General features: G+C 33.9%; 1 protein-coding gene. It reads right to left on the bottom strand.

Going from position 1 to position 227, the window contains the following annotated elements; all coding sequences use genetic code 11:
* On the bottom strand, positions 1 to 227 hold a 227-nt coding region (locus WD019_RS21850; RefSeq protein WP_425712828.1), incomplete at both ends, for a CBO0543 family protein.

The raw sequence follows: 227 nt of genomic DNA, 5'->3' as shown, positions 1-227 counted from the left end.
TCACCTATATAGGCATATGTTAGTGCCATAATGATCTGGGCTAAAATAAAAGATTTCCATGTTCTAAAATATTGATATAACAACATGTAAGCTACAGGTACCATTGAAAAATCAAAAGGAAAGGCCCTAGGAATAAAAGGTAGGAATGCAATGGGGTAATCCCAAAAACTGTATTGTGCACCAACTACATCTAATAAGGTTGTTGTCAAGATAATTATGGTACCAAA

Source organism: Fictibacillus sp. Mic-4, assembly GCF_049843615.1.
In the GTDB taxonomy this organism is placed as follows: domain Bacteria; phylum Bacillota; class Bacilli; order Bacillales; family Fictibacillaceae; genus Fictibacillus_A; species Fictibacillus_A gelatini.
Note: the sequence above shows the minus strand (reverse complement) of the source record. Positions and strands in the feature narration are given on the sequence as shown.